The organism is Roseateles sp. NT4, from assembly GCF_051857475.1.
Taxonomy (GTDB): Bacteria; Pseudomonadota; Gammaproteobacteria; order Burkholderiales; family Burkholderiaceae_C; genus Pelomonas.
Window position 1 is genome coordinate 232,826 of the sequence record NZ_JBPZGZ010000003.1, and the last position, 24,985, is coordinate 257,810.

General features: G+C 68.0%; 25 protein-coding genes. 14 read left to right on the top strand and 11 right to left on the bottom strand.

Annotation, left to right across the window (positions count from 1 at the left end):
* Positions 1–38: 38 nt before the first annotated feature.
* Positions 39–1,448: a wax ester/triacylglycerol synthase family O-acyltransferase gene (locus ACS5PN_RS19940; protein ID WP_439465763.1), complete on the top strand. Its 1,410-nt coding sequence runs from the start codon at positions 39–41 to the stop codon at positions 1,446–1,448.
* Positions 1,438–3,282, top strand: coding sequence for a sensor histidine kinase (locus ACS5PN_RS19945; RefSeq protein ID WP_439465764.1), 1,845 nt, complete (start codon positions 1,438–1,440; stop codon positions 3,280–3,282). The genes ACS5PN_RS19940 and ACS5PN_RS19945 overlap by 11 nt, the downstream gene beginning before the upstream one ends.
* On the opposite strand, the gene ACS5PN_RS19950 is transcribed toward ACS5PN_RS19945, so the two are convergent.
* The 3 genes from ACS5PN_RS19950 to ACS5PN_RS19960 form a co-directional block, all read right to left on the bottom strand.
* Positions 3,257–3,895, bottom strand: a complete 639-nt coding sequence (locus tag ACS5PN_RS19950; protein WP_439465765.1) for a LuxR C-terminal-related transcriptional regulator — start codon at positions 3,893–3,895, stop codon at positions 3,257–3,259. The genes ACS5PN_RS19945 and ACS5PN_RS19950 overlap by 26 nt on opposite strands.
* Positions 3,896–4,040: 145 nt before the next feature.
* Complete coding sequence (locus ACS5PN_RS19955; RefSeq protein ID WP_439465766.1) at positions 4,041–5,021, bottom strand: alpha/beta hydrolase; 981 nt, start codon at positions 5,019–5,021, stop codon at positions 4,041–4,043.
* Positions 5,022–5,203: 182 nt separating this feature from the next.
* Positions 5,204–5,560 carry a hypothetical protein gene (locus tag ACS5PN_RS19960; protein ID WP_439465767.1) on the bottom strand — a complete coding sequence of 119 codons (357 nt, stop codon included), beginning with the start codon at positions 5,558–5,560 and terminating at the stop codon, positions 5,204–5,206.
* A 151-nt stretch (positions 5,561–5,711) separates the two neighbouring features.
* Here ACS5PN_RS19960 and ACS5PN_RS19965 point away from each other — a divergent pair, with 151 nt between their 5' ends.
* The 6 genes from ACS5PN_RS19965 (at position 5,712) to ACS5PN_RS19990 (ending at position 10,856) form a co-directional block, all read left to right on the top strand.
* Positions 5,712–6,629 (top strand): LysR substrate-binding domain-containing protein, encoded by a 918-nt coding sequence (locus tag ACS5PN_RS19965; protein WP_439465768.1) that lies wholly within the window; start codon positions 5,712–5,714, stop codon positions 6,627–6,629.
* Between the two features lie 108 nt (positions 6,630–6,737).
* On the top strand, positions 6,738–7,625 hold the full coding sequence (locus ACS5PN_RS19970) for an amino acid ABC transporter substrate-binding protein (RefSeq protein WP_439465769.1): 888 nt from the start codon (positions 6,738–6,740) through the stop codon (positions 7,623–7,625).
* An 80-nt stretch (positions 7,626–7,705) separates the two neighbouring features.
* A complete protein-coding gene (locus ACS5PN_RS19975; protein ID WP_439465770.1) occupies positions 7,706–8,449 on the top strand; it encodes an amino acid ABC transporter permease in 744 nt (247 codons plus the stop codon).
* Entirely contained in the window at positions 8,449–9,114 is a 666-nt protein-coding gene (locus tag ACS5PN_RS19980) for an amino acid ABC transporter permease (RefSeq protein ID WP_439465771.1), read from the top strand. Before ACS5PN_RS19975 ends, ACS5PN_RS19980 begins: the two co-directional genes overlap by 1 nt.
* A gap of 14 nt (positions 9,115–9,128) precedes the next feature.
* The gene (locus tag ACS5PN_RS19985) at positions 9,129–9,863 is read left to right on the top strand and encodes an amino acid ABC transporter ATP-binding protein (protein WP_439465772.1); all 735 of its coding nucleotides are present in this window, start codon (positions 9,129–9,131) and stop codon (positions 9,861–9,863) included.
* A 15-nt stretch (positions 9,864–9,878) separates the two neighbouring features.
* Entirely contained in the window at positions 9,879–10,856 is a 978-nt protein-coding gene (locus ACS5PN_RS19990) for a catalase (RefSeq protein WP_439465773.1), read from the top strand.
* Here the strand turns inward: ACS5PN_RS19990 and ACS5PN_RS19995 are convergent.
* Both ACS5PN_RS19995 and ACS5PN_RS20000 read right to left on the bottom strand, forming a co-directional pair.
* Entirely contained in the window at positions 10,825–11,256 is a 432-nt protein-coding gene (locus ACS5PN_RS19995) for a nuclear transport factor 2 family protein (RefSeq protein ID WP_439465774.1), read from the bottom strand. The two genes, ACS5PN_RS19990 and ACS5PN_RS19995, sit on opposite strands and share 32 nt — an antisense overlap.
* A 129-nt stretch (positions 11,257–11,385) precedes the next feature.
* Complete coding sequence (locus ACS5PN_RS20000; protein ID WP_439465775.1) at positions 11,386–12,144, bottom strand: SDR family NAD(P)-dependent oxidoreductase; 759 nt, start codon at positions 12,142–12,144, stop codon at positions 11,386–11,388.
* 91 nt (positions 12,145–12,235) lie between these two features.
* On the opposite strand from ACS5PN_RS20000, the gene ACS5PN_RS20005 reads away from it, so the two are divergent.
* Positions 12,236–13,153 (top strand): LysR family transcriptional regulator, encoded by a 918-nt coding sequence (locus ACS5PN_RS20005; protein WP_439465776.1) that lies wholly within the window; start codon positions 12,236–12,238, stop codon positions 13,151–13,153.
* On the opposite strand, the gene ACS5PN_RS20010 is transcribed toward ACS5PN_RS20005, so the two are convergent.
* From ACS5PN_RS20010 to ACS5PN_RS20025, 4 genes are read right to left on the bottom strand one after another with little or no spacing between them, the layout of a single operon-like run.
* Positions 13,150–14,370: a toxic anion resistance protein gene (locus tag ACS5PN_RS20010; protein WP_439465777.1), complete on the bottom strand. Its 1,221-nt coding sequence runs from the start codon at positions 14,368–14,370 to the stop codon at positions 13,150–13,152. The genes ACS5PN_RS20005 and ACS5PN_RS20010 overlap by 4 nt on opposite strands.
* On the bottom strand, positions 14,367–15,011 hold the full coding sequence (locus tag ACS5PN_RS20015; protein WP_439465778.1) for a hypothetical protein: 645 nt from the start codon (positions 15,009–15,011) through the stop codon (positions 14,367–14,369). Before ACS5PN_RS20015 ends, ACS5PN_RS20010 begins: the two co-directional genes overlap by 4 nt.
* A gap of 5 nt (positions 15,012–15,016) precedes the next feature.
* Positions 15,017–16,675: a substrate-binding and vWA domain-containing protein gene (locus ACS5PN_RS20020; protein WP_439465779.1), complete on the bottom strand. Its 1,659-nt coding sequence runs from the start codon at positions 16,673–16,675 to the stop codon at positions 15,017–15,019.
* Positions 16,675–17,799, bottom strand: coding sequence for a hypothetical protein (locus ACS5PN_RS20025; protein WP_439465780.1), 1,125 nt, complete (start codon positions 17,797–17,799; stop codon positions 16,675–16,677). The genes ACS5PN_RS20020 and ACS5PN_RS20025 overlap by 1 nt, the downstream gene beginning before the upstream one ends.
* An 85-nt stretch (positions 17,800–17,884) precedes the next feature.
* On the opposite strand from ACS5PN_RS20025, the gene pyrC reads away from it, so the two are divergent.
* From pyrC to ACS5PN_RS20050, 5 genes are read left to right on the top strand one after another with little or no spacing between them, the layout of a single operon-like run.
* Positions 17,885–18,928 carry a dihydroorotase gene (gene pyrC, locus ACS5PN_RS20030; protein ID WP_439465781.1) on the top strand — a complete coding sequence of 348 codons (1,044 nt, stop codon included), beginning with the start codon at positions 17,885–17,887 and terminating at the stop codon, positions 18,926–18,928.
* Positions 18,925–19,812, top strand: a complete 888-nt coding sequence (locus tag ACS5PN_RS20035; RefSeq protein ID WP_439465782.1) for an NYN domain-containing protein — start codon at positions 18,925–18,927, stop codon at positions 19,810–19,812. The genes pyrC and ACS5PN_RS20035 overlap by 4 nt, the downstream gene beginning before the upstream one ends.
* On the top strand, positions 19,809–20,510 hold the full coding sequence (locus ACS5PN_RS20040; RefSeq protein ID WP_439465783.1) for a DUF3025 domain-containing protein: 702 nt from the start codon (positions 19,809–19,811) through the stop codon (positions 20,508–20,510). Before ACS5PN_RS20035 ends, ACS5PN_RS20040 begins: the two co-directional genes overlap by 4 nt.
* A complete protein-coding gene (locus ACS5PN_RS20045) occupies positions 20,504–21,892 on the top strand; it encodes a S1 family peptidase (RefSeq protein WP_439465784.1) in 1,389 nt (462 codons plus the stop codon). The genes ACS5PN_RS20040 and ACS5PN_RS20045 overlap by 7 nt, the downstream gene beginning before the upstream one ends.
* Positions 21,892–22,890: an FHA domain-containing protein gene (locus ACS5PN_RS20050; protein ID WP_439465785.1), complete on the top strand. Its 999-nt coding sequence runs from the start codon at positions 21,892–21,894 to the stop codon at positions 22,888–22,890. Before ACS5PN_RS20045 ends, ACS5PN_RS20050 begins: the two co-directional genes overlap by 1 nt.
* A gap of 12 nt (positions 22,891–22,902) precedes the next feature.
* Here ACS5PN_RS20050 and cysK read toward each other — a convergent pair whose 3' ends face one another.
* Together cysK and ACS5PN_RS20060 are read right to left on the bottom strand one after the other, a co-directional pair.
* Positions 22,903–23,820, bottom strand: coding sequence for a cysteine synthase A (gene cysK / locus ACS5PN_RS20055; protein ID WP_439465786.1), 918 nt, complete (start codon positions 23,818–23,820; stop codon positions 22,903–22,905).
* Positions 23,821–23,860: 40 nt separating this feature from the next.
* Positions 23,861–24,925, bottom strand: a complete 1,065-nt coding sequence (locus tag ACS5PN_RS20060; protein ID WP_439465787.1) for a flavodoxin family protein — start codon at positions 24,923–24,925, stop codon at positions 23,861–23,863.
* Between the last annotated feature and the right edge of the window lie 60 nt (positions 24,926–24,985).

A 24,985-nucleotide genomic window follows, 5' to 3' on the forward strand; every position in this document is an offset into this window, starting at 1 on the left:
CGAATCCGAGGAGGCACATGGGCCCGAGCAGCGAACGCATGTCCAAGGTGGATACCGCCTGGCTGCGCATGGACACCGAGGCCAACCTGATGATGATCGTCGGGGTCTGGTCCATCCGCCCCGGCATCACGCTGCAGGCCCTGCGCGAGCGCGTCGCCGAGCGGCTGCTGCAATACCCGCGCTTCCGGCAGAAGGTTGTCGAGGACGCCTTGCTCGGCGCCCAGTGGGTGACCGACAGGGACTTCGACATCGCCCGCCATGTCCTCGCCGAGGTGCCCTTGCCGCTGCGCGGCCAGAGCCGTGACGAGGTGCTGCGCGAACGCGTTGGCGAACTCTGCTCCCAGCCGCTGGACCCGGCCCATCCGCTGTGGCAGTTCCAGCTCATCGAGGACATGGGCGACGGCACCAGCGCCCTGATCGCCCGCATCCACCACTGCATTGCCGATGGCATCGCCCTGATCGCCGTCATGCTGTCCATCACCGACGGCGGCAAGGCGCCGCCCAAGCGTGCGCCCAAGGAACCCGAGGAGGCCGACTGGCTGCTCGACGCCTTTCTGCGGCCCATGAGCAACCTGACCGTCAAGGCCATCGGCATGACGGGCAAGGGCATGGCCAAGGGCGTGGACCTGGCCATGCGCGGCGACACGCCGATGGACTCGTCGCTGGAGATGGCCCGCATGGGCTACCAGGCCGTGTCCGACGTGGCCGCCTTCGCGCTGATGCCCGACGACTCGCCGACGCGCCTCAAGGGCAAGCCCGGCACGACCAAGACCGTGGCCTGGGACGACAGCCTGGCCCTGGACGAGGTCAAGGCCGTCGGCAAGGCCCTGGGGGCGTCCATCAACGACGTGCTGCTGGCCTGCGCGGCCGGCGCCATCGGTCGCTACCTGGCCGAGAAGGGCGAGGACCCGGCCGGCAAGGAGATCCGTGCCATGGTGCCGGTCAACCTGCGGCCCCTGGAGCAGGCCTGGCAGCTGGGCAACCGCTTCGGTCTCGTGCCGCTGGTGCTGCCCATCGGCATCGCCAACCCCATCGAGCGGCTGTTCGCGGTGCGGGCGCGCATGAGCGAGTTGAAGGGCAGCTTCCAGCCGGTGATGGCCTTCGGCCTGCTGTCGGTGGCCGGCCTGTTGATCAAGCCGGTGCAGCACGCCATGCTGAATCTCTTCGCCAAGAAGGCGACGGCCGTCATGACCAATGTGCCGGGCCCGGCCCAGGCCCTGCAGTTCTGCGGATCGACGGTGGAGAAGGTGATGTTCTGGGTGCCGCAGTCCGGCGACATCGGCATGGGCGTCAGCATCCTGACCTATGCCGGCCGCGTGCAGTTCGGCCTCATCACCGACCGGGGCCTGTGCCCCGACCCCGAGGCCATCATCGCCAACTTCGCGCCGGAGTTCGAGAAGCTGTTGATGCTGTCGTTGATGATGCCCTGGGAGAGCGATGCGGCCTAGGCTGTGGCGAGGATGGGCCGCCCTGCTGTGCGGCCTGTGGTGGATGCTGGTGGCGCAGGCCCTGCCCGATGGCGAGCGGGAACTGCGCCAGGCGCGCTTCACGGCGGAAGACGGTGCGACGGTCGACGTCGCCCTGCCCGATACCTGGGGCCTGCGCGGGCGCGCCATGCAGGGCAGCGGGCGCTATGAACTGCAGCTGGAAATGACCGGCCCGATAGCCGGTGCCTGGTCGCTCTATCTGCCGCGGGTGTCCAGCCATCATGACATCCGCGTCAACGGCGTGCTGCTGCAGAGCCAGCACGGCCGTGTGCCGCGACAACATCCCGAGCCGGCCGTCGTGGCGGTTCCGGCCGGCCTGCTGCAGCCGGGCTCCAATCACGTGGAAGTGGTGGTGGACTACGGCATCCGCGGGGGCCTGTCGCGGGTGTGGGCCGGGCCCTCGGACCTGGTGCGCAAGCATGCCGCGCGGGACCACGCCTGGGAGTCGCGGCTGCCGCAGGCGCTCAACCTCGTCGCCCTGACCCTGGCCCTGACCATGCTGCTGCTGTGGCTGCAACGCCGCGAGGACGGCGTGCTGGGCAGTTTCTCGCTGCTGGCCTCCATCGCCTGCGCGCGCAACCTGGCCTATTTCGACCAGGGCTTCTCGCTGCCCGAACCCTGGCCCGACCTGCTGTTCTTCTTCGCCCAGGTGCTGTCGGCCTATCTGCTGGCTCGCCTGGCACTGGCGGCCAGCGATGTGAAGCCACGCGCGCTGCGGCGCCTGGCGGACGGGCTGACGCCCGTGCTGCTGCTGCTGGGCTGCGCGGCGGCGGCCACCGGCTCCATCGTGCTGGCGCGCCGCTGGCTTTACCCCTCGCTGCTGCTGCTGTTGGCGCCTGCCGTGCTGCTGCTGCTGGCCCAGGCCTGGCGCCAGCGCGGCTGGATCGTGGCGGCGGTGGCCCTGGGCGCGGCCGCGGTGTCGGTGGCAGGGTTTCACGACTATTTCTATTCGCTGGGCCAGCTTTCCATCGAAGGCCATCTGCTGCTGCCCGACGCGGCGCCCATCTTCCTGATGGTGTTCGGCGTCTGGCGGCTGCGCGGCCTGGTGCTGGCACTGGCGCGCGGGGAAAGGTTGAACCGGTTGCTGGAGTCGCGCATCGAGCAGCGCACGCGAGCCTTGCACCGGGCCAATGGCGTGAAGTCGGCCTTCCTGGCTGCGGCCAGCCATGACCTGCGCCAACCCATCCTGGCCGTCAGCCTGATGGTGGGCATGGCCCGCCAGCGCGCCACCGATGCCGACCAGGAGGGCCTGCTGAACCGGGCCCAGCAGGGCCTGGACGGGCTGCAGCGCTTCATGAGCGAGTTGCTGGATCTGTCGCGGCTGAGCACGGGCGCCGTGAAGGCCAAGGTCGTCGAAGTGCCGCTGCAGCCCTTGCTGGATGAGCTGGCCCTGCATCTGCGCACCGAGGCCGATGCCAAGGACCTGGAACTGCGCATAAGGCCGACCCCTCTGTCGGTGCGCACCGACCCCACGCTGATCGCCCAGGTGTTGCGCAACCTGTCGGGCAATGCGGTGCGCCACACCGAGCGTGGCGGCGTGCTGGTGCTGGCCCGGCCGCGCCGCGGCCAGGTCTGGCTGGAGGTGTGGGATACCGGGCCCGGCATCCCGGCCGATCAGCGCGAGGCCATCTTCGACGAGTTCGTGCGCCTGGGCAGCAGTGCCAGCGGCACGCCAGGCTGGGGCCTGGGCCTGGCCATCGTCAGGCAAAGCCTGCAACTGCTGCGCCACCCGCTGGAACTGGACAGCCGCCCGGGCAGCGGCTCGCGCTTCAGGGTGCGCCTGCCTCGGGCGTGATGCGCAGCCCCAGGGCCGCTGCTGCGACGACGGCCTGGGTGCGGTTGCTGGCGCCCAGGCGACGGAAGATCTCGGCCAGATGGGTCTTGACCGTCGACGCCGACAGGCCGAGCTGGCGCTCGATGACCTTGTTGCTGGCGCCGCGCAGCAATTGCTGCAGCACCTCCTGCTGCCGGGCGCTGAGCTGATCCAGGGCGCTGGCGGCGGGGCGGGGCGACTTCTGCAGCAGGCGCGGCGGCAGCGGGATGCCGCCGCGCGCCACCATGGCCAGGGCGGCGCTCAGCTCGTCGAAGCCGGCGCTCTTGTGCACGAAGCCGGAGGCGCCGGCATCGATGCAGGCCTCGACCGTGGCCGTGTCTTCATGAGCCGACAGCATGACGACGCGGGCTGAAGGGCAGCGCTCCATCAGCACCGGAATGCCCCCCGGCCCGCGGCTGTCCGGCAAATCCAGATCCAGCAGGATCAGCGCCAGGTCCTGGCGCCCGGCGGCCAGCTTCAGCCCTTCGCCCAGCGAGCCGGCCTGCAGGCAGGGGGTGCCGGGGTTGGCGCTCTTGAGCAGCAGGGCGAGCCCGTCCCGCAGCATGGCGTGGTCGTCGATCAGCAGGAAGGACATGGGTCAGCGCGGTCGGATCTTCAGGTGAAGCGGCATGGCGTACACGATTCCCTGAGCGATTGTTGTGCCGGCAGTTTGCCGCCTTGCGATGAGGGCCGCCATCGGCCAATTGGCCGACGAGCGGGCCCTTCACATGACAAGGTCGTCAGTCCTTCAGGCGGATCACACCGTGCGCGTCCACCTCCCGTACAGCGTCATCTTTCGCGGGATCGATGGCCTTGCCGGCGAGCAGCCGGCCCATGAAGTCGTCCACCGCCGGGGCCGGTCCGAAACTGCAGGAGACGTAGACGACATGGTTGAACCAGCCAAGCGAGGGCGAGCCCATGCGGCTCAGATCCACATAGTGCACCCCTGTGGCCAGGTGTTGGTTTGGTTTCACGCCCAGACCCAGCGGGCGCACACCCGGTCCGCGTGCATCGAAGGCGAAATTGAGCGTCAGGTCCCCCTGATTCCAAGTCACCCACACGTCCTCGCGGAGGGCAAGTTTGCTCATCCAGACCTCATGACCTTCCTGGTCGGCATCGGGCTCGGAGAAAACAATGCGCTCGAACAGTTGGCCCTGCGCGGGCCAGCCGCCGTCCTCGACGACGCGCTGGATCACGAGGGCGCCCATGCTGTGGACGAGCAGGACCGGGCGCGGCAGGTTGCGATCCAGCGTCCGCAGGTCGGCGTGGACCTTCAGCACCTTGGTGAACTCTGCCGCAGCGGCTGGGATGCTGGACAGCGGGGCATTGCGGTCCAGACCCATGGCAGCCGAGTCCCAGTTGAACATCCTGGGACGAAGCCCGCGCTCGGTCAGTCGCAGCAGGGCCTGTCCCTCCGCAAAGCCGTCCTGGCCCAGAAGACTCTTGGTGGGTTCCTTGCCACGGCCATGCACGAAGAGCAGCGGGGGCGATTGGCCTGGCAGCCAATGGTCCAGGTCTTTTCCGTACTCGGTGATGGTGCGCGCCCTGTAGCCGTCTGCCGCCAACTCATACATCGGGGTCGTCGCGTTGAAGGGAATGCAGCTCCTGTCTTCCTGGAACTTCCTCGCGCACTCCGCTCGCCACTCGGCCAACCTGGGAGAGGCGCAGCCCTGGAGGGCAAGTATGGCCAGCAGAGTCAGGACTCGGAAGAGGAGCTTCATGCGCGGTCTTGTGAGGGTGACGGCGCCGGAGCTTACGCTGTGGTGCCGGGTTTTGCCCCCTCACATCTGCCGTGACAGCGATGCAACGCCGCGGCCCGCGTGCGCCACGGCGTATAGACATCCCCCAGCCTTCCCAAGCCGGGTTCAGATCGACCTCAGCCGGCCGGCGCCGGCCTATCGTCTCACTTCGACTTGGGCGTTGCCGTCGTGCTGGCGGCGGCCTTCTTTGGCTTGGCTTTGCCCGCGGCGGTGGGATAGGCCATGGTCACCGTGGCCGGGTCCGCCTTTTCCAGATAGCTCGCGTACTGCGTTTCGTCGCAGGGCTTGGCATCGTTGTAGTAGCGGTTGTCGCCCTTGGCGCGGTCCCCCGTGAAGGCCGGCGCTACGGCGCCAGCGGCGTAGTAGGTGGCGATGTGGCTGGCATAGGCCTGGGCGCATCCGTCGCGCAATACGGCCTGGGCGTGGGTGGCCGGGGTGTCGGCCGCTTGGGCCGGCAGCGCAGTAACCACGGACGCAATGACGACTGCGAGGGTTCTCATGGCTGACCTCCTTGCTGCTGAAGGTGATGGACACACTACGCCTAAGCGCAAGCAAATGCACGCCGCAGTGCATCAATCGATGCAGGTGCTCGTCAAGGCAAGTCGCCCTGCAAGCTCAGCCTGCTTGAACGCCTTGGCTACACTGCTCTGGGTGGAAACCAAATGGCTTGAAGACTTCGTCAGCCTGGCCGAGACGCGAAGCTTTTCTCGCTCCGCCCAGCTGCGCCACGTGACCCAGCCGGCGTTCTCGCGGCGCATCCAGGCGCTGGAGGCCTGGGCGGGGGTCGACCTGGTGGATCGCTCGTCCTACCCGACGCGGCTGACCGCGGCCGGGGCGACGCTGCTGGCGCAGGCCGTCGACCTGCTGGGCAATCTGCAGGCGACGCGCAATATGCTGCGCAGCCACCAGGCAGCCGACCAGGACATGATCGAGTTCGCCGTGCCGCACTCACTGGCCTTCTCCTTCTTCCCGCATTGGCTGATGAGCCTGCGCCGCGGCTTCGGGGCCATCAAGTGCCGGCTCAACGCGGCCAATGTGCACGACGCCATGCTGCAGCTCAGCGAAGGCAACTGCGACCTGCTGCTGGTCTATCACCATGCCAGCCAGCCGCTGCAGCTGGACCCCGAGCGCTACCAGATGGTGTCGCTGGGCCATGAGACGCTGTCGCCCTATGCCAAGTCGGACGGCCAGGGCGAGCCGATGTTCCGCCTGCCGGGGCGGCCGGGGCAGAAGATCCCTTTCCTCAGCTATGCCTCGGGCGCCTATCTGGGCCGCCTGGTCGAGCTCATCGTCAAGGAAGCCGACTGCGCGCTGAACCTGGACGCCATCTACGAGACCGACATGGCCGAAGGCCTGAAGGCCATGGCCCTGGAAGGCCACGGCTTCGCCTTCCTGCCGGCCAGCTCGGTGCAGAAGGAGCTGGCCAGCGGCCGCCTCGTGCCGGCCGCCGCGCCGGGCACTTTCAGCGTCAGCATGGAGCTGCGCATCTACCGCGAGAAGCCCGAGCTTTCGCGCCGGGCAAAACCAGCCTCCTTGGCTTTGTGGGACTATCTGTCGTCCCAGGCATGAGTTCATCCGGCTTCGGCATGCATCGTGTAAACCCGTATTCGGGCTGAAGGCCGGGCGTGGTCTGCTCACGCCTGTTATCGATACCCACTTCCTGTTGTTGGAGTCTCCATGAAGAAAGTTCTGCTCGTCGCGGCCCTGCTGGCCGGCGTTTCCGCCGTGCATGCCGAAGACACGCTGAAGAAGATCAAGGACAGCGGCGCGATCACCATGGGTGTGCGCGAATCCTCCGGCCTGTCCTACACCATCGGTGACGGCAAGTACGTTGGCTATCACATCGACGTCTGCGAGCGCGTCATCGCCGACCTGCGCAAGCAGCTGGGCAGCAAGATCGAGGTCAAGTACCAGCCGGTCACGTCGGCCAACCGCATCCCGCTGACCGTCAACGGCACCGTGGACCTGGAGTGCGGCTCCACCACCAACAACGCCGCCCGCCAGAAGGACGTCGCCTTCGCCGTGACGACCTATGTGGAAGAAGTGCGCATCGCCGTGAAGGCCAACTCCGGCATCACCAACATCGGCCAGCTCAACGGCAAGACCGTCGCGACGACCACCGGCACGACCTCGGTGCAGACCCTGCGCAAGCATGAGCGCGCCACGGGCGTGGACTTCAAGGAAGTGTTCGGCAAGGACCACGCCGACAGCTTCCTGCTGCTGGACTCCGGCCGTGCCGACGCCTTCGTCATGGACGGCTCCATCCTGGCCAAGAACATCGCCACGTCCAAGAACCCGGCCGATTTCAAGATCGTCGGTGAGGTGCTGTCGGTCGAGCCCATCGCCATCATGATGCGCAAGGAAGACCCGGCCTTCAAGAAGGCCGTGGACGACAGCATCAAGGGCATGATGAAGTCGGGCGAGCTGGCCAAGCTGTACGACAAGTGGTTCCTGCAGCCCATCCCGCCGACCAACACCAAGATCGGCCTGCCGCTGTCCGCCGCCACCAAGGACGCCTGGGCCAATCCGAACGACAAGCCGATGGAAGACTACGCGAAGAAGTGATTCGCGTATCGACTTGAAGGACCGCAAAGCGGGTGCATGGCACCCGCTTTGCTTTAGATAGAAGGCTTGAGGAGAGGGCCATGAGTTGGGACTGGCAGTTCTACTGCAATGACACCGCCACCGGAGAGGCGGTCGCCGGCTGCTTCGGGCCCGGCGGCAAGGAGCAGACCTATCTGCAATGGATGCTGAATGCCTGGGGCTGGACGGTGACGGTGTCGCTGCTGGCCCTGGCGCTGGCACTGGTCGTGGGCTCGCTGATCGGCATCATCCGCACGGCGCCCAACAAATGGCTGGCGCGCTTTGGTGAGGCCTGGACCGAGTTGTTCCGCAACATCCCGCTGCTGGTGCAGGTCTTCCTCTGGTACCACGTCATCCCGTCGCTCTTCCCGGTGCTGCGCGAAGCGCTGCCCCCTTCGGTGCTGATCGTCTTCGCGCTGGGCTTCTTCACCAGCGCGCGGATCGGCGAGCAGGTCAAGGCCGGCATCCAGACGCTGCCGCGCGGCCAGCGCTACGCCGGCCAGGCGGTCGGCATGACGCTGCCCCAGACCTATCGCTATGTGCTGCTGCCGATGGCTTTCCGCATCGTCATCCCGCCACTGACGAGCGAGAGCATGAACATCGTCAAGAACTCGGCCGTGGCCTTCGCGGTCAGCATCCCCGAGCTGGCGCAGTTCGCCCAGCAGGCCTCTGAAGAGACCTCGCACTTCGAGGAGATCTTCATCCCCGTGACGCTGCTGTACTTCGTCTCCGCCTTCGCGATCAACCGCATCGCCAAGTTCATCGAGGCGCGGGTGCGCATCCCTGGCCAGTCGGGAGGCAAGTGATGCTGAATCTCGACTATTCCTTCCTGAACTGGGGCGTCATCCAGAGCTTTGTCGCCAAGGGCTTCTGGTTCTCCATCCAGTTGACGCTGGTCGCCATGATCGGCGGCATCATCCTCGGCACGCTGCTGGCGATGATGCGGCTGTCCAGTCACAAGTGGCTGTCGGCGCCGGCGGCGCTCTACGTCGACACGCTGCGCTCCATCCCGCTGGTGATGGTGATCCTGTGGTTCTTCCTGCTCATCCCCAAGCTGCTCGGGCCGCTGGGCGGCGAGACCTCGGCGCTGATCACCTTCACGCTGTTCGAGGCGACCTACTACTCGGAGATCATGCGGGCCGGCATCCAGTCGGTGTCGCGTGGCCAGGTCAACGCGGGCTATGCCGTCGGCATGACCTACGGGCAGACGATGCAACTCGTCGTGCTGCCCCAGGCTTTCCGCAACATGCTGCCGGTGCTGCTGACCCAGACCATCATCCTGTTCCAGGACACCTCGCTGGTCTACGCCGTCGGCGCCTATGACCTGCTGAAAGGCTTCGAGGTCGCGGGCAAGAACTTCAACCGCCCGGTCGAGACCTATCTCGTCGCCGCCGTCGTCTATTTCGTCATCTGCTTCGGCCTGTCGCAGCTCGTGCGCCGCCTGCAGAAGAAGATCGCCATCATCCGTTGAAGATCGAGTCCGCCATGATCGACATCAAGAACATCTCCAAGTGGTACGGCGCCTTCCAGGTGCTGACCGATTGCACGACGACCATCCAGAAGGGCGAGGTCGTCGTCGTCTGCGGGCCCTCGGGCTCGGGCAAGTCGACGCTGATCAAGACCGTCAATGCGCTGGAGCCCTTCCAGAAGGGCGACATCGTCGTCGACGGCATCTCCATCGCCGACCCCAAGACCAACCTGCCCAAGCTGCGCTCGCGCGTCGGCATGGTGTTCCAGCATTTCGAACTCTTCCCGCACCTGTCGGTGACCGAGAACCTGACCATCGCCCAGATCAAGGTGCTGGGCCGCTCGGCGGACGACGCCAAGACCCGCGGGCTGAAGATGCTGGACCGCGTGGGCCTGTCGGCGCACAAGGACAAGTTCCCCGGCCAGCTGTCCGGCGGCCAGCAGCAGCGCGTGGCCATCGCCCGCGCGCTGTCGATGGACCCCATCGTCATGCTGTTCGACGAGCCCACCTCGGCGCTCGACCCCGAGATGGTCGGCGAGGTGCTGGACGTGATGGTTCAGCTGGCCCACGAGGGCATGACCATGATGTGCGTGACCCACGAGATGGGCTTCGCCAAGCGCGTCAGCAACCGCGTCATCTTCATGGACGCCGGCAAGATCATCGAGGACTGCAGCAGCAGCGACTTCTTCAACAAGCCCGAGGAGCGCTCGCCGCGCGCCAAGGACTTCCTCGCCAAGATCCTTCAGCACTGAGCAACGGAGCGCGCCATGGCTGGGATCGGCACGGGTTGGAAGGAAGTCATTTCATCCGACGAGGCCGCCCGCCACGCGGCAGCGGCGCAGATGATGGCCGCGATGCAGAAGCGCAAGGACGAGCGCTATGGCTCCGGCCGCGCCCTGCACCGCAAGGCCCTGGCCGCCATCCGTGGCCGGCTTCGCGTGCTGGACGGCCTGCCCGAGCATGCCCGCCAGGGCCTGTTCGCGACGCCGGGCGAGCATGAGGTATGGGTGCGCCTGTCCAACGGCGCCCTGGACAAGCAGAGCAACCGCCGCCCCGACATCCGCGGCTTCGCGATGCGGGTCTTCGGCGTCGACGGCGAAGCGGCCCTGGGCGGCCGCACCGACCACCAGGACATCTCGCTGATCAACCAGGTGGCCTTCGCCTTCCCCGACAGCCGCCACTTCTTCGGCCTCGTCGAGGCAGCCGGCCGCAGCCCGGGCGCGGTGATCGGCTGGATGTTCAAGACCTTCGGCCTGGTCGGTGGCTTCAAGCAACTCAAGAAGCTGGCGGCCACCGCAGGCAAGCCCTTCACCGGCTTCGCCACCGAGGCCTTCGCCAGCACCTTGCCCGTCAGCTGCGGGCCGGCCGCCGTCAAGGTCCGTCTGCTGCCGCCGGCCGGGCACAAGCCGCGCGCCGAGGTCAATGGCGACTGGGCCGGCGACCTCACCGCCCAGGCCGCCGCCGGGCCGCTGAAGTACCGGCTGCAGCTGCAGTTCTTTGTCGACGAGGCGCGCACGCCGCTGGAAGACGCTTCCGTCGAATGGCCCGAGTCCGTCGCGCCTTTCGTCGATGTCGCCGAACTCACGCTGGAGGCGCCGTCGACCGACGTCGACTTCGTCGCCCGTGTCGAGGCCGGTGTCTTCGACCCCTGGCAGGCTCTGGCCGCGCACCGGCCTCTTGGCGAGGTGATGCGCGCCCGCAAGGTCGCCTACTTCAGCAGCCAGCAGGTCCGCGGCGCGGCTTAAGGTTTGAAGCGCCGCGCCACCTCGACGGCGGCGGTGTCGTACATGCCGACGAAGCGCGCGACCTTGCCGTCGCGCAGCGTGAACAGGTGCACCCGGGCGTCTCGAACACGCCTTGACCCGGCTTGGCGCGCGTGCGCTCCCAGCCCAGCACGGTGACGTGGTCGTCGCCGGCAAAGAACTCGCGCGGCTCGAAGGCCTGGATGTCGTCGAACTCGGCCACCAGGCCGAACCAGCGCAGCAGGGCCTGCTGGCCCTGGAACTGGCCGATATAGGGCAGGTCGATGCTGCCCAGCATGGTCCATTCGACATCGGGGGTGCACAGGCCGAGCAGGCCCTCGACATCGCCGCGGCCAAAGGCGGCGTACATGGACTGGATGACTTGAGTCGGGGTGGTCGTCATGGCGGTCTCCTGTTGAGATAGCCGCCTCTACGCGGCCTGCCGCCGCGCAGATTCATGCCCATCCGCATGCAGGCGGATGCTGCTTCGCCAGCCGTCGCAGAGGCCGCAGGGCTTCTGCTCGGTGCGGGCTCAGAGGAACATGCCGCCCGAGGCCTCGATGCGCTGGCCGGTGATCCAGCCCGCGCCCGGGCGCATCAGTGCCGCCGCGGCACCGCCGATGTCCTCGGCCTCGCCGACGCGACCCAGGGCTGTGACCGAGGCGACGAAGCGGTTCAGCTCGGCGTTGTCGCGCACGGCGCCACCGCCGAAGTCGGTGGCGATGGCACCCGGCGCCAGCGTGTTGACGCGGATGCCGCGGGCCGCCAGCTCCTTGGCCTGGTAGCGGCTCAGCACCTCGATGGCGCCCTTCATGGCGGCATAGGCGCCGTAGCCGGGGATGGTGAAGCGGGCCAGGCCGCTGGAGATGTTGAGGAGGCTGGCACCGTCGGCGAGCAGCGGCAGCAGGGCCTGGGTCAGGAAGAAGGGACCCTTGAGATGGATGTTCAGCAGCATGTCGAACTGAGCCGGCGTGGTCTCAGCAAAGCTGGCGTGGGCGCCCGCGCCGGCGTTATTGATGAGGCCGTGCAGGCGGCTCTCGCCCCAGGCCGCCAGGCCGGCCTTCACGCGCTCGGCAAAGGCCGCAAAGCTGGCGGCATCGGCCACGTCCAGCGGCAGGGCCAGGGCGCGCTGTCCCAGGGCCTGGATCTGGTCGACGACGCCTTCGGCCTTGGAAGCGGCATCACGGTAGGTCAGCACGATGTCATGGCCGTCGCGGGCCAGGGCCAGGGCCATCTGGGCGCCGAGGCCGCGGCTGCCGCCGGTGATCAGGGTGATGGGGGTAGAAGTCATGGTTCTCTCCGGGGTGGATGGACGATGGAGAGAATTTATTGTTCGGCGCAGAATGGATAAAGTTAGACAAACTGAAATGACTGTGCTCTGAATGGCATCCAATCTTGAACTGAATGCGCTGCGCGTCTTCCTGCAGGTGGCCGAGCTGGCCCATTTCAGCCGGGCTGCCGATGAGCTCGGCCTGCCCAAGGGCCGCGTGAGCCAGGTGGTGCGCGAGCTGGAGGCCCAGCTCGGCACGCGCCTCTTCCAGCGCACGACGCGGCGCGTCAGCCTGACCTCGGATGGCGAGCTGCTGGCCGAGCGCGCCCGCTCAATACTCGCCGACGCAGGTGAGATCGAGGCGCTGTTCCAGCAGGACCAGCAGCTCGGCGGCCGGCTGCGCGTGGACCTGCCGGTGCGCCTGGCCCTGGACCTGGTCATGCCGGCCCTGCCGGGTTTCCTGGCCGAGCACCCGGGCCTGCAGGTCGAGCTGAGCTGCACCGACCGGCGCGTGGACCTGGTGGAGGAGGGCTTCGACTGCGTGCTGCGCGTCGGTGCCGTGCACGACCCCATGCTGGTCGCCAAGCCGGTGGGCGAGCTGAAGATGATGAATGTCGCCAGCCCCGCCTACCTGGCACGGCGCGGCACGCCGGTGACGCCCGAAGACCTGCTGGCCCAGGGCCATGAGCTGGTGCACTACAGCCAGACCTGGGCCGACCGCCGAGCGCGCTTCGACTGGGTGGATGCCGAGGGGCGCTCGCACAGCCTGGCGCTGCCGGCGCGGGTCAGCGTCAACCACACGGATGCCTACGAGGTGGCCGCGCTGAACGGCATGGGCATCGTGCAGGCGCCCTGTGTGGGCATGCGCGCAGCCGTGGCGGACGGGCGCCTGGTGCGCCTGTTGCAGGGCTACGAGCCCGCGCCCATGCCGGTGCAACTCGTCATGAGCCAGCGCCGCCACACGCCGCGGCGGGTGAGGGTGTTCATGGACTGGCTGACCGGGTTGCTGGCCGGCTATCTGCAGGATTAGAGTTTGACCGGCCCGTCGATGGCCGTGCCGCCCACCGCTTCCTTGGCCTGCTGCTGGCGCACCCGGTCCAGATAGCCCTCGGAGCGCTGCAACTGCTCCTGGATGAGCTTGTTGTTGGTGCCCATGGTCTCGATGGCTTTGCTGCGGAAGTTGTCCATCGCGTCCATGGCCTGGAAAGTCTGGTCGAACATGGACTGGATCTGCTGGATGCCCAGCATGGGGTTGGACGAGAACTCGGCCGTCGCGTCGACGTGCTGGTTCAACGCCGTGCCGGTCTGGTTGATCAGGTCGCCGATGGTCTTGTTGACGCCCTGCAGCATCTGCATGACCTCGATCTGGTTGCCGGTGGCGCGGGCCACGGTCTGGGCGACGGCCAGGGCGCTCATGCCGGTGGTGGCCACGCGGTCGCAGCCGATCATCATTTCGCGGCCGGTCTTCTTCAGCACGTCCAGGGCCAGATAGCCGTTCACGCAGACGGCCTGCTGGGTCTGGATGTCGGCCAGGTTCTGGCGGGCGTAGAACAGCACCTCCTGCTCCAGCGCCTTGGCCTTCATCGGGTCGGTGGCCTGCAGCTGCTGCACGCGCGTGGCCAGGCGCTCGTCCAGCACGCGGGCGAAGCGGGCTGCACCGGCCAGCTTCTGCATCGCATCCCACAGCTTGGCGCGCGTGCCCTCGATGTCGATGACGTCCTTCTGGATGTCGTCCTTGGCGGCGTAGAGCTGGGTCATGGCCGTCTGCAGCTGCGAGCTGGCGGACTGGAAGCGGCGGAAATAGGCCTCCAGCTTGTTGCCGAAGGGGATGATGCCCAGCAGCTTGCGCGGCTGCAGCAGGTCACCGTCCTTGCCGGGGTTGAGCTCGTCGAGCTGGCCGCGGATGGCGGCGATGGCCTTGTAGGCCGGCGTGTCCGTCGCGCCGACGAAGTTACGCTGCATCAGGCTGCCCTGCATCAGGCCGGCGGCGATGCTGATCTCCTGACGGCCCAGCTGGAAGGCGCTGTCCAGCTTGGCCTTGAAGGGCTCGCTGTGCAGGTCTTCCTTCTCCAGCGCCTCGATGAAGCGCTGGACCTGCTCGTCGACCTTGTCGGCGACATCGGCCTTCAGCGGCACGGCCTCGACGGCCTGCACCGGCTGCACCGGCGTGATGACCTCAGGCGGGGTCAGCGTGAACGTGGGCGCGGCGGTTGCGGTGGTCGTCGTGGTCGTCGTGGTCGTGTTCATGCGATGTCCTTGTTGCCGAACTTCTGGTTCAGGAATTCACTGTGGCGCAGGAAGGCCTGGGCGTCCTGCGAGGCGAGGTCGTCGCCGAGCTGCTCGACCTTGGTCTCCAGCTCGGCCAGCACGCCCTCGAAAGTCGTTTGCGCCGTCTTGCCATTGGCCAGCAGCTTGGTGGTGGCGAACTGGGCCGGGATGCTGAGATAGGTGTTCAGCGCCTGGGGCAGATAGCTGATGGCGATGTGGCGGGCATGGAAGGTCTCCTGCAGGCTCAGGTGGCCCTTGCTGCGCTCCCACTGGTCCAGCAGCGCCTCCAGGCGCTTGCAGAGTTGCTGGATGCGCTGGGCCAGCGGCGCCGGAATGCGGCCGCCGGGGTTGTGCTCGGTCAGGCCGCGCACGCCGTTGAGCGCCCGGCCCATGGCCTCGCGGGCATCGCCTTCGTCCTCGAACTGCAGGGCTTCCCAGACGTCTTCCTTGGTGCTGGGCCAGCCCCACCACAGGGCGCCGCCGACCAGGCCGACCACATAGCCCAGGGCCGCTACACCCAGGCCCCAGCCGCCCAGAAAACCCAGGCCCTTCAGCACCAGCACGCCGGTCGCCGCCAGCAGGCCGCACCAGTTCGCTGGCGCGTTCAGCCATCTGAACAAACCGTTCATTGGTAGGCCCGGATGTCCTTGAACACCGCATACAGCGGCGTCTTGCGCGCGTCGAAGACACGGCCGCCGGTGATCTCAACCAGGGCCTTCAGGTCGCCCGCATCGGCCTCACCGAACAGCACCATGAAGACGGGGATGCCGCGCACGTCCTCGGGCAGCTGCTCATAGGCGCGCCTGAAGTCCTCCAGGCGGCGGCCCATGTTGCTCTTGCCGTCGGTGAAGGCGACCACCGAGTACTGGTAGTCGGGGTTGCGCTTGCGCTCTTCCAGCATGTTCTGCAGGCCGGCCAGCACCGCGTCGTAGAGGGCCGTGCCACCGGCCATCCGCAGCTCGTCGGCGGCGTCGCGCACGCGCTTGAGTTCGTTCAGCTTGGCCTCGGTGTCGGCCTGCGGCAGCACGCCCTTGGCCACCTTGCTGCCGGCCGGAATCTCGAAGGGCACCGGCTCGCGCACACGGTCGCTGAAGGGCAGGAACCACAGCCGTTCGCGGTTGCTCAGCTTGGCGACACGGCCGGTCAGCGTGGCGTCGGCGCCGGCCAGGTAGTGGATGGCCTCGACGAGCTGCTCGCGGCGCTTGCCCTGCATGCTGCCGCTGGTGTCCAGCACAAAGGTGCTGGCGATGGGCTTGCGGAACTCGTTCAGGTAGGCGTCGATGAGGCCGTCGGCCAATTGGCGATCGGGCGAAAACGGCAGTTCGACCTGGAAGCCGCGCGCCGGCAGGATGTCGGCCACCTGCGCAGCCAGCTCGGCTTTCATCGGGCGGCGCAGGGTCTGCTTGGCCAGCCACAGCTGGGCAGCGTCGCCCTTCAGGTAGTCGACGACCTTGAGGTAGTCGGCGCGGCGGGCGTCGTTGAGCAGCATGAAGGGGTAGTCGGCCGTGACCACGCCTTCGAAGGGATAGATCAGGTGCAGGGGCTCGCGCAGCTTGCCGCTGGCGTTCAGGCTCAGCAGCCAGCTCTCGTAGTTGATGAAGGCGTTGGCGCGCGTGCCCTGCAGCTTGATGAACTGGTCGGCCAGATAGGTCGAGTTGTCGCCGACGATCTTGTAGCCCTTCAGGAAGTCGGCAATCGCACCGCGGTCGACGTCGGCCGCGCTCAGGGCCTCACCCTTGCCGCCGGCCGCCGCGACCACGCCCAGCAGGGCCATGAAGCCCTGGTTGCTGGTGGCCGGGTTGGACAGGGCGTATTGCAGCTTGCCGGCCTTGGCCGCGCGCGTGATGTCGGCCCAGGTCAGCTTGGCGTCGGGCTTGTCCCAGCCATTGCGGGCGGCGTCGCTCTTGCTGACGCCCAGGACAAGAGGCGACAGCATGATCTTTTCCTGCAGCTTGACCTTGCCCTGGCCGGCCGCGTCGCTGAGCAGGTATTTGGCATTGGCGAACCAGGCCACGTCGGGCCGGGGTTTGTCGCCGCTGTCGCCGCTGAGCACCTCCTGGGTGCTTTCCATCGTGCCGCCAAAGCGGAACTGCACGTCCACGCCGGTAGCAGATTTGATCTGCGCTGCCAGCGGCTCGATGTCCTTCAAGTCGCTGGTGGCGAGCACCTGCAGCGCCGCGCCGGTGGCGGCGGGTGGTGCTGTGGCAGGCGCGGGGGATTCATCGGGCTTCTTGCCGCAGGCGGCCAGCAGCGCGAAGCTCAACAGCAACAGGGTACGGCGCATCACTGGTTCATCTCCCGGCTGACGATGTCGATCATTTCAAACATCAGATCGAACCCCGGCGGGTCGATGACCTGGTTGAGTTTCACGTCCACGGCAAGCCCCGCGGCCTTGGTGGCCTCGGCAAACGCGGCCGTGTCACCGGTGCGGAAGCCCTGCTCCAGCGCAACGGCCTGCAGCGTCTTGTTGGTGGACAGCAACTCGGCCAGCTGCTTGCCGCGCTCGTTCAGCGCCACCAGCACCCATTTGTTGACGATGGTGGGCTGGGGATACATCAGCACCATCTCCGGGCGGATGCCGCCCTTCTGGGCCTGGGCCACCATCTGGGCCTCGTAGATGAAGGTCAGCGGTGTCTTGCCCATGCCGATGGACAGGTAGTCGTCGAAGGCGCCGTTGACATAGTTCTCCTGGAAGCCCTGGCGCTTGAACAGCTCGGCCAGCTGGGCGGCGTACTTCTGGGCCGCCGTGCGGTCGGCCACCACGTCGCCGTTCAGCGCGGCCGAGGTCAGGGCCAGGTACATGGCGGCGGAGTTGCTGCGGCGGATGTCGGTGGTGCTGACCAGCACGCTGCGCGACACCGCGTAGTCGCCACTGGCTTTCAGGTCGCGCCAGCGCTGCTTGGCCAGCATGGCTTGCGTGAGCTTCTCCATGTCCAGGCTGTAGACCTTGGGCGCCTGGGCCTTGGCCATGCCATTGGCGGCCAGGATCTTGGCCACCGGCTCCCAGGACGCCACCACGAGGGGTGTGTGGAAAGGCGACGTCTGCGTGGCCGTCTTGCCGGCCTTGCGGGCGGCGTCGGCAATCATGTTGGCGGCGACGACGCCGCTGGCGATGAAGAAGTCGGGCTGGTCGGCCGCACCGACCTTGGCCGCCATGTCGCGGCTGCCCACGCGGGCCACCTGCACCGGCAGCTTGCCTTGGGCCAGCACCTTGCTGACCCGCTCGTCCTTGAAGAAGGCCTCCACATCGACGGCGATCAGCCCCTTGAGCGGCTCGGCGCTCGCGACCGCCGCCTGTTCCTGCGCGATCTGCTTGTGCTCCTCGTTGCTGCGCAAAGCAAAGAAGAGGGCGCCGCCAAAGGCTGCCAACAGGACCAGGGTGCCGACCAGGCGTTTCGCGTTGTTCATGATGTGAGGAAGCAGTCTCCTTATTTCGAACAGGTGCGAAGTGTGACTGAAGCCGGACCGGGCACGGCGGCGACAATCCGGTTTTATGACCCAAGCCCCCTTACAGCTCACTATCACCCGCCCTGACGACTGGCACTTGCACCTGCGCGACGAGGCGGCGCTGGCCAGCGTGCTGCCTTACACGGCACGCCAGTTCGCCCGGGCCATCGTCATGCCCAATCTGCGCCCGCCGGTCACGACGGCCGCCCAGGCGGTGGCCTACCGGGAGCGCATCCTGGCCGCGTTGCCGGAAGGCCTGGACTTCCAGCCGCTGATGACGATGTATCTGACGGACAACACTCCGCCGGACGAGATCAAGCGGGCCAAGGACGCCGGCGTCGTCGCGCTGAAGCTCTATCCGGCCGGTGCCACGACCAACAGCGATGCCGGCGTGACCGACCTGCGCAAGACCTACAAGACGCTGGAAGCCATGCAGCGCGAGGGCCTGCTCTTCCTGGTGCATGGCGAGGTGACGGACGGCGACATCGATGTCTTCGACCGCGAGGCCGTGTTCGTCGACCGCGTCATGACGCCGCTGCGCGCGGCCATGCCCGAGCTCAAGGTCGTCTTCGAGCACATCACGACCAAGGAAGCTGCCCAGTACGTGACCGAGGCTGACCGCTTCACGGCCGCCACCATCACGCCCCAGCATCTGCTCTACAACCGCAACGCCATCTTCACCGGTGGCCTGCGCCCCCACTACTACTGCCTGCCCGTGCTCAAGCGCGAGGAGCACCGCCAGGCCCTGCTGAAGGCGGCGGGCTCCGGGCTGCCGAAGTTCTTCCTCGGCACCGACAGCGCGCCCCACGCCGCCCAGCTGAAGGAGAGCTCGGTCTGCGGCGCCGGCTGCTTCACGGCCATCTCGGCGCTGGAGCTGTACGCCGAGGCCTTCGAGGGCATCGGCGCCCTGGACAAGCTCGACGCCTTCGCCGGCCATCACGGCCCCGACTTCTACGGCCTGCCGCGCAACACCGGCACCGTCACGCTGAAGCGTGAGCCCTGGACCCTGCCGAGCGCCGTGCCCTTCGGCGAGGCCCAGCTCAAGCCGCTGCGCGGCGGCGAAACCCTGAATTGGAAACTGATCGCATGACGACCAAGAAAGTCGCCTTCCTCGTCGACTTCGACAACGTCGCCACCGACGTCATCGAGCAGGCCCTGCAGATGTGCTTCAAGGACTACGACGCCGTCCACATCCGCCGCGCCTACTGCAATGCCGAGCAGGCCCACCACCAACAGGCCTTCATGAAGCGCCTGGGCCTGCGCGCCATCGTCAACCTGGCCATCGGCAAGAACTCGACGGACATCGCCCTGGCTGTCGACGCGATGGACATCGCCATCACCGAAAAGCCCGATGTCATCGTGCTGGTGTCGTCCGACAGCGACTTTGCGCCCCTGGTGCTGAGGCTGCGCGAGAAGGGCGCCTGGCTGCGCGGCTTCGGCCAGTACGGCAAGACCGGCGACGGCGTCATCCAGATCTACGACCAGTTCAACGAACTGGCCCATGACAGCGGGCGGTCCGCGCCCAAGCCTTCGGCCAAGCGCGAACGACCGGCCCGCAAGGCCGCCACGCCCAAGCCGGCCGCAAAAAAGGCCGCTGAGCCCAAGGCGGCGGCGCCCAAGCCGACGCCCGCGCCCACGCCGACCCTCAGCGCGGCGGCGAAGCCCGCGCCCGCTGTGACGGCCGCTGCGAAGGCCACGCCTGCGCCGGCCGCGGCGAAGCCCGCGACCAAGGCCGAGCCCAAGCCGGTGGACGCCAATGTCGCGGCCGCCAAGGAGATCAATGCCGTGCTGGCCCTGCTGCCCAAGCTGGCCGACGGCCAGTGGCATGACCTGGGTGCTGCGGCCAAGGCCCTGAAGGACGCCGGCCTCTTGCCGAAGTCCGCGCCGGCCACCAAGCTGTTCCGCAAGCACCCGCAGGCCTTCCAGCTGCAGCCCGAGAAGCAGCCCAACCAGGTGCGCTTCGGTCACGGATGATTTCGCCCGACTGGGCGGCACCGTGGTTTGAGCCCTACCGCGACGTGGCCGCGCCGGTGCTGGCGCGGCTGGCGGCCGGCCAGCCCGTGCATCGGGCCCTGGGCCACGAACGCTTCGAGCCGGCAGGCCCGCTGGCCGTGGGCTACGAGCAGCACGTTGCCGCCACCGGCCGCGTGCCGACCCGCGACAACGCCCATGACCTCTTCAACGGCCTGGTCTGGCTGCGCCATCCTGGCTTCAAGGCGGCCCTGAACCGTGCCCATCTCGCTGCGCCGCCGGCGCCGCCCGGCCGCCGCGGGCCCCTGCGTGACGCGCTGACGCTGCTGGACGAGAGCGGCCTGCTGCTGGTGGCGCCGCCCGCACTGCGGGCCGCCTTGCGGGAGCGGGACTGGACGACCCTCTTCGTCACCCGGCGTGAACTCTGGCAACAGGCGCAAGCCCTTGTCGTCGGCCACGCGCTGCTGGAGAAGCTGCTGGCGCCGCGCCGCAACCTGTGCGCGAGGGTGCTTTTCGTCGACAGCCTGGAGGCGCCCACCCTGGCTGCCGGGCTGACTCCGGCCGACCTGCCGCCGCTGCCCGTGCTCGGCATTCCCGGCTGGTGGCCCCTGAATGAGGTGGCGGACTTCTACGGTGACGATCGGGTCTTCCGCCCGAAGCGGCTAGCATCGACAGCCTCCACGGGAGGTCTCGTTTGCTGAAGTCCTGTCTGAAGTCCCTGCTGGGTGCGGCGCTTGCCGTCCTGGCCATCGCCGCCGGCGCCCAGTCGCCGCCGCCCGCGCCCGTCGCTCCCAACCCGCAACAGCCTCAGGCCCAGCCCCAGGCCCCGCAGCCGCCGACCGTGTCGGCCAGCGCACGGCGCCTGTACGAGCGCAGCAAGGGCCAACTGCTGCAGATCCGCACCCTGCTGAAGACCCAGGACAGCCAGGCCTCGGTGGGCTCGGGCTTCCTGGTCAGCAACGACGGCCACATCGTCACCAACTATCACGTCATCAGTCAGTTCGCGCTGGAGCCCGACAGCTACCGCCTGCGCTATGCGACGACCGATGGCCAGGGCGGCGCGCTGGAGCTGCTGGATTTCGACGCCCGCCGCGACCTGGCCCTGCTGCGCGCCGTGGACGACGGCAAGGGCGGTGGCCTGCGCGGCCGCGGCGCGCTGGCCTTCCGGCCGCTGAACCAGCCCCTGGCCAAGGGCGAGCGCATCTATTCCATGGGCAACCCCCACGACGTGGCCTTTGCCGTCGTCGAGGGCAACTACAACGGCCTGGTGGAGCGCAGCTTCGACCCGCTGATCTACTACGCCGGCGGCATCAACCCCGGCATGAGCGGCGGCCCGGTGCTGGACGAGGACGGCCTCGTCGTCGGCGTCAATGTGTCGACGCTGCTGTTCGCCCAGCAGGTCAGCTTCCTGGTGCCGGGCGAGTTCGCCGATAGCCTGGTCAAGCGCAGCCTCGCCGCCAAACCCATCCGCAGCGCGGCCTGGGGCCGGCTGCGCGACCAGCTGACCAAGTACCAGGACGAGCTCGTCACGCGCTTCCTGGCGGCGCCCTGGGAGAGCGCCAACCACGACCGCTACCACCTGCCGGTGCCCAAGCAGGACTTCATGCGCTGCTGGGGCCGCGGCACGTCGGCCGACACCAAAGGCCTGGACTTCGAACGCTCGCAGTGCCGCATGGACCACGCCCTCTTCGTCAGCGGCAATCTGCAGACGGGCTGGCTGGACATGTCGCATGAGGCCTATGACGGGACCAAGCTGGGTGCGCTGCGCTTTGCGCGCCAATACACGGGGAGCTTTCGTAACGAACGCCTGGGCAGCGCCGACAAGTCACGCACGGCGCCTTATTGCAAGGAGCAGTTCGTCGACCGTGGCGGCCTGCCGCTGCGCGCCGTGGTCTGCCTGCGCGCCTACCGCAAGCTGGAAGGCCTGCACGACCTCAGCATCCTCGTGACGACGGTGGACTCGCCCACCGAGGGCGCCCTGGGCCGCTTCGACGCCCGTGGCGTCAGCTTCGACAACGCGCTCAAGCTGGCGGCGCACTACCTGGAGGGCTTCGCGTGGACCAAGAGCAGCAAGACCAAGTGATGCCGACGCCCCCCGTGGCGGCGCCGGCCGCTGCCGTCGTCGAGCTGCTGGGCCGCGACGGCCGTGCCGCCCTGGTGCAGCGTGTGACGCACTGGCCGGTGCGCATCGGCCGCTCGCCGGCCTGCGACATCGTGCTGGACGACGGCCATATCGCTGCCGAGCACGCCGAGCTGCACCTCGCAGCCAGCGGCGGTGTGCTGCTGAAGCTGCTGGAAAGCCGCAACGGCGGTTCGGCTGCCGGCAAGCGCCTGCATGCCGGCGAAGAAGTCCTGCTGCCCGAGGGCGGCGCCTTCCAGCTGGCGGCCTGCTCGCTGCGCCTGCGCACCAGTGCCGATGCGCTGGCGGCCGAGCAGCCGCTGTTCGTGCAGCCGGTGCGCCATTGGGCCCTGCTGCCGCTGCTGCTGCTGTCCATGCTGTTCTTCCAGTGGCTGGACCGCTGGAGCGCCGTCGACCCGGATTCGCGCTGGATCGACTACGCCTCGCCGCTGCTGGGCCCGCTGGCCTTCGTGCTGGCCTGGGCCGGGCTGTGGTCGCTGGCCAGCCAGCTCTTCCAGCACCGCTTCCCCTTCACGACGCATCTGCGCCGCGCCCTGCTCGTCATCGTCGCGCTGCAGGTGCTGGAATGGGTGCTGCCCGGCATCGCCTATGCCTTCTCCTGGCCGCGGCTGATGGTCATCGAGTCGCTGTCGACGCCGGTGGCGGGCGCCTTCCTGATTGCCTGGCATGCCCGCCTGGTGTGGCCGGGCGCGCGGCGCATCCTGAACGGCGGCATCGCCGCCCTGCTGCTGCTGGGCCTGGGCTTGCAGCTGGGGGGGCGCCTGGAGCAGCAATATGTCTTCGGCCCCCCGTATCTGGCCAGCCTGCCGCCGCCGGCCCTGCGCCTGGTGTCGCCCAAGCCGCCCGAAGACCTCATCGAGTCGCTGAAGCCGCTGAAGGCCGAACTGGCCAAACAGGCGCGCAAGGACAACGAGGGCGCCGTCGACGACGACACCGAGTGAGGCCGGACGCTCTCAGGTCTGCGGCAGGAAGCCGTCGACCGACAGATAGCGCTCGCCGGTGTCGTAGTTGAAGCCCAGCACCCGCGCGCCCGCTGGCAGCTCGGGCAGCTTCTGTGCGATGGCGGCCAGCGTCGCGCCGCTGGAGATGCCGACGAGCAGGCCTTCTTCACGGGCGCAGCGGCGGGCGTATTCGCGTGCGGCCTCGGCCTCGACCTGGATCACGCCGTCCAGCAGGGCCGTGTCCAGCACCGCCGGGATGAAGCCCGCGCCGATGCCCTGGATGGGATGGGGGCTGGGCTGGCCGCCGCTGATGACGGGCGAGGCGCTGGGCTCGACGGCATAGACCTTCAGTTGCGGCCAGGCGGTCTTCAGCACCTGGGCACAGCCGGTGATGTGGCCGCCGGTGCCGACGCCGGTGATCAGCACGTCCAGGCCGTCGGGAAAGTCGCGCAGGATCTCCTGGGCCGTGGCCTTCACGTGCACGGCCGGGTTGGCCGCGTTCTCGAACTGTTGCGGCATCCAGGAGCCGGGGTGCTGCTCCAGCAGCTCGCGGGCGCGGGCGATGGCGCCCTTCATGCCCTTCTCACGCGGCGTCAGGTCGAAGCTGGCGCCATAGGCCAGCATCAGGCGGCGGCGCTCGACGCTCATGCTGTCGGGCATGACGAGGATGAGTTTGTAGCCCTTGACGGCGGCCACCATGGCCAGGCCGACGCCGGTGTTGCCCGAGGTCGGCTCGATGATGGTGCCGCCGGGCTTGAGCAGGCCGCGGGCTTCGGCGTCCTCGATCATGGACAGGGCGATGCGGTCCTTGATGGAGCCGCCCGGGTTGCTGCGCTCGGACTTGACCCAGACTTCGGCCCCGCCGAAGAGGCGCTGTAGGCGGATGTGCGGCGTGTTGCCGATGGTGTCGAGGATGCTGGCGGCTTTCATCGGGAGCTCCGGTTTTCGCGAATCGGAGCAGTGTGCCAGCTCACTTCGTGCGTGGCTTGGGCAGGCCCTCATCACCGTGGTGGACGCGCCCCTGCCGGATCAGCTGGACCGTGCGCGCCACGGCACGTGCGGCACGCGTCACCTCGGCCTGGAAGTCGGGGTCGGCATCCAGGGTGTCGTGGCTGGTCGCGTAGGGTTCGTAGTAGCCGACATAGCGGTCGAGCTTGGCGCCGAAGCCGGAATCCACGAATCCCATCCACTCCAGCCAGTCGGTCAGCCCGCGGCGCGAGCTCTCGATGCCGGCCACGTCACCGTGCACGACCACACCATAGGCGCGGCCTTCGAGATGCTTGGGGTAGTCCCAGCCCTTGAGCTCCATTTCCTTGGCCAGCTTGGCCTTCTTGCCCTGCGTGGACGTGGGGTCGGGGTTGCCGCCGTCGGCGCAGACCAGCCGGTCGATCATCAGCTTGAGCACGCTGGGCGACTGGTACCAGTGCACCGGCGTGATGATGAGCACGCCGTGGGCCTTGACCCATTGCTCGTAGATCTCGGCCATCCAGTCGTTGGTCTGGCCGCTGGCGTGGTTGGGATAGCAACTGCAGGGCCAGTGGCACAGCGGCATCGCGGTCGACACGCAGCCCTTGCAGGGGTGGATGTGGCGGTCGTAGTCGCTGGTGATGCGGCTCAGGTCGAGCAGGTCCACCTCGGCGCCTTCGGCCTCGCAGGCCGTACGCGCCAGCTGCGTCATGCGCCAGCTCTTGGACATCTCGCCCGGGCAGCTGCCGTCATTGCGCGGCGACGCGTTGATGACGAGCACGCGCGCCGGCGCGGCGGCCCAGCCCGTCTGCGCTGTCTGCAGCCGCAGTTGCAGGTCGCGCCACTCCTGGGAAAGGTCGTAGTCGGGATCGGCGAAGCCAACGCCTGCCTTGACGGTGATGGGTGCCTTGCGTCCCTCATGGAATGCTTGCCAGGCGATCTGCTCCAGCCGCGCCAGTGACTCGCGCTCGGCATCGAAGGCCGGATCGACAAAGCGCTGGCGGAAGCGCTCGCCAAACTCCCGGCGAGCCATGGTCTGCGCCTGGCCGGTTCTGACGGGTGAAGTCATGACGAGATCTCCTCAATGGTCATCTCGCTCGGCAAGCCGGATGCCCGCGGCTGCGATAAT